Raw genomic sequence first — 3,357 nt, forward strand, 5'->3', positions numbered from 1 at the left:
CCCCGGGCTGGCGGCCCGACCCGGACGGCGTCCTGTTCACGGGCAACGCCCGGCAGTCGATCGCCGCCGCCCTCGCCTCCCTGGTCCGGCCGGGGGGCCGGGTCGGCGTCGAGGCGCTGACATATCCGCTGGTCAAGGAGATCGCCGCCCGCCTCGGCATCACCCTCGTCCCGCTGGCCATGGACCAGGACGGTCTGCGTCCGGACGCCCTCGCCGCCGCCCACCGCGCCGCTCCCCTGTCCGCGCTGTACGTCCAGCCGACGCTGCACAACCCGACGTCGGTGACGATGGGTGAGCAGCGGAAGCATGAACTCGCGGGTGTGGTGCGGGAGTTGGGCGTGCCGGTGGTGGAGGACCGGATCTGGTCGTTCCTCGCAGGCTCGGAGACGGCCGGCGCCAGTCGGTGGGGGTGGGAACGGACCGTGGGTCAGTACGCCCGGTTGCCCATGTTCCGCCGCCACCACACGAAGCCGGCGGTGAGCAGCAGGAACCCGGCCGCACCGGCCGCCGCCGAACCGGCGATCAGCATGGTGTCGGTGCCGCCGCCGGAGGTGCCGGCGGGCTGGAGCGCGTCACCGAGCTGGCTGCGGACGTCGTTCGTGCCGCTGGTGCCCTTGGCGAGCGGGCCGCGCGAACCCTCGGTCGGCAGAGCCACGTACGGGAAGTACTTCTCGAAGTTCTTGTCGTTCTTGTCGACCGCGTCGCCGAGGTCGTTCTTCGCACCGAGCAGTTCACCCTCGACGACCTGGAGCGAGGCGTCGATCACGTCGTCCGTAAGGCGACGGCCGTTCGGGAAGCCCGCGTTGTCACCGTCGAGGACACCGAGACGCTTGGGGTGCGCGGACGGCTTGGTCGAGGTGTTGAGACGCAGTTCCTCGGCCGGAGTCACGTACGGCGGCTGGTTGAGACCCTTCACACCCTTGAGGAAGACGTCCACCAGGTCGTTGCGCGGCTCCTTGGGCGCGGGGATCTTGTAGATCGCCTCGATGAGCTTCGGCAGCTCGGGGTTGGTCACGTTCTTCAGGAACTGGGCGTCGTCGTACGGCGAGGACGCGTTGAACTTGTCCTTGTCCTTGATGGGGTTGACGACCTCGTTGACGAGCGGCATGCCCAGCCGTGAGACCTGCGAGTAGTAGCCGCTGGCGTTCTTGCGCTGGGTCGTCGACCAGATGCCGACGACCGGCTGCTTCGACGACTCCACGATCATGTGCGTCGGCACCTGGAGCGCGATCGTGTTGACGTTGTAGCCCTTGAGCGTGTCGTTGCCGACCTCGGAGAGGTTCCCGCCGTACAGCAGGTCGAAGACACGCAGGTCCGCGAAGAACGGGTCGTCGGCCTGGCCGGCGAACGTCTTCGAACCGTTCGTCAGCTTGTGGACGGCCTGGTAGCGCAGCTTGGCGTAGTCCGGCATCGACGCCTTGCCGACGTTGGACGGAGCCACCGGCACATCGTCGGCGATCTTCGTCTTCGACACCTCGTACTTCTTCTTGAGCTTGATCAGCTCGATGTCGTACGTCTGCGTGACGTTGAGGTCCTTGTCGTACAGGCTGTCCACCGCGCCCGTGTTGTACAGGAACGTCTTCTTGTTCTTGACGTGCGTCTTGAAGGTGTAGCGGAACAGGAGGTCGTCCTGCGCGTCACCGTTGTTGTCGATGTGCAGGTCGTACTGGGCGTCCTCGGCGAACTGGTAGAAGTTCGGGCCGCCGCCCGGCTCCTCGAACGGGATCCAGTTCGCGACGATCGTCGTCGTGTCCGCCTTGTCCGGGCTCACGAACGCGTACAGGTCCGTGTTGTCGAACTGCGGTGTGCCCGAGATCAGCGGAGCCTCGCGGTGGCTGGAGGCGGAAGCCGTTCCCGGAACGAGCGCGGTGACGCCGGCGGCTGCGAGCCCCCCGGCGGCCAGCGCACCACAGATGAGGGTCGCGATGCTCCTGCGCCGCGCGCCGCCCTTGGAGATGGTTGTCGTCATTCCGTCCGTCCTCACCGTGTCAACTTGCCTGACGACGGGGATTCGGAGCCCTCCCGGATGCGGATTGGTCGAATCTGAAAACTTTCTTGAAAACGTTTGGGACCCGGCCGGCCCGCGTTTCGAGGACAGTTGATCCGTACCCATCCGGAGGCAGGTTCGCTACGAATGCCTAAGGTGACGGTGACAAGCGTGATGGAGCGGGGAGGGGCCGTGTGCGGCCATAGAGAGGGGACGCGGGTGGGAGCGGACGAGCTTCTGGTTCTCGTGGCCGGGGGAGACCAGAAGGCCTTCGAAGAGCTGTACGGGATCGTGTCCGGGCCGGTGTTCGGGCTGGTGCGGCGCGTGGTGCGGGACCCGGCGCAGTCGGAGGAGGTGTCACAGGAGGTTCTGCTCGAACTCTGGCGCTCGTCACCGCGGTTCGACCCCAGGAAGGGCAGCGCCCTGTCCTGGATACTCACGCTCGCGCACCGCCGGGCCGTCGACCGGGTACGCAGTGCCCGCGCGGCCGGGGAGCGCGAGCAGCGCGAGGCCCAGCGCTCCCACCGTCCCGCCTTCGACCACGTGGCGGAGGAGGTGGAGGCCGGGATGGAACGCGAGTGGGTGCGCCGCTGTCTGGACCGGCTGACCAACCTGCAACGCCAGTCGGTCACCCTCGCCTACTACGACGGCTACACATACCGTGAGGTGGCGGAGCAACTCTCGCTCCCGCTGGGCACGGTGAAGACACGGATGCGCGACGGACTGACCCGGCTGCGCGAATGCCTGGGAGGTGTCGCATGAGCGTGCTCGGCAGACTGTTCCGCCGCGAGGATCTCCACTCCCTCGCCGCCCCCTACGCCCTCGACGCCCTGGGCCCCGATGAGCGGCGCCGCTTCGAGAAGCATCTGTCCGGCTGTGCCGCCTGCACCTCGGAGGTACGCCTGCTGTCCGAGGACGCGGTCCGGCTGGCCTGGTCCACCGCCGCGCCGCCCCCGTTCGCCATGCGCGACCGGGTCCTGTCCGCCGTACGCGCGACTCCGCAGGAGTCCCCGGGCCACTCCCCGGCGCACGCTCCCGGCCGCTCCGCCGAAGCGCCCCGCAGGCGGAGCCATCAGCTGCCGGCGCACGTGTGGGGTACCGAGCCGCCACCGGTCCGCCGTGCGCCCCGCATGCGCCCCATGTTCGCCCCGCTGGCCACGCTCACGGCGGCTGCCGCCCTCGTCGTCGCCGCGCTGTTCGCCGTGCAGAACACGCAGACCCAGGACAAGCTGGACACCGCGCAGGCCCAGGCGCGTGAGATTGCCGACGTTCTGTCAGCTCCCGACGCGCGGGCGACCGCCGACCGGGACGCGCGAGGCCAGGGAATCACCGCGATCGCCTCCGCGTCCGAGGGCCGCGCGGTCGTGACC

The 3,357-nt window shown here is 68.8% G+C and carries 3 protein-coding genes and 1 pseudogene; 3 read left to right on the forward strand and 1 reads right to left on the reverse strand.

The annotated features are described in order from the left end of the window. Positions 1 to 386, forward strand: a pseudogene (locus STRTUCAR8_RS53850) (aminotransferase class I/II-fold pyridoxal phosphate-dependent enzyme); the annotation flags it as partial. 41 nt (positions 387 to 427) lie between these two features. Here STRTUCAR8_RS53850 and STRTUCAR8_RS04560 read toward each other — a convergent pair. Then, positions 428 to 1,969 carry a DUF4331 domain-containing protein gene (locus tag STRTUCAR8_RS04560; protein WP_006374262.1) on the reverse strand — a complete coding sequence of 514 codons (1,542 nt, stop codon included), beginning with the start codon at positions 1,967 to 1,969 and terminating at the stop codon, positions 428 to 430. A 237-nt stretch (positions 1,970 to 2,206) separates the two neighbouring features. Between STRTUCAR8_RS04560 and STRTUCAR8_RS04565 the strand changes: the two genes are divergently transcribed. Next, positions 2,207 to 2,749, forward strand: coding sequence for a sigma-70 family RNA polymerase sigma factor (locus tag STRTUCAR8_RS04565; RefSeq protein ID WP_006374260.1), 543 nt, complete (start codon positions 2,207 to 2,209; stop codon positions 2,747 to 2,749). Then, a partial coding sequence (locus STRTUCAR8_RS04570) for a zf-HC2 domain-containing protein (RefSeq protein ID WP_044471630.1) occupies positions 2,746 to 3,357 on the forward strand: 612 nt, incomplete at its 3' end. The genes STRTUCAR8_RS04565 and STRTUCAR8_RS04570, both read left to right, overlap by 4 nt.

This window comes from Streptomyces turgidiscabies Car8 (assembly GCF_000331005.1).
Classification (GTDB): Bacteria; Actinomycetota; Actinomycetes; order Streptomycetales; family Streptomycetaceae; genus Streptomyces; species Streptomyces turgidiscabies.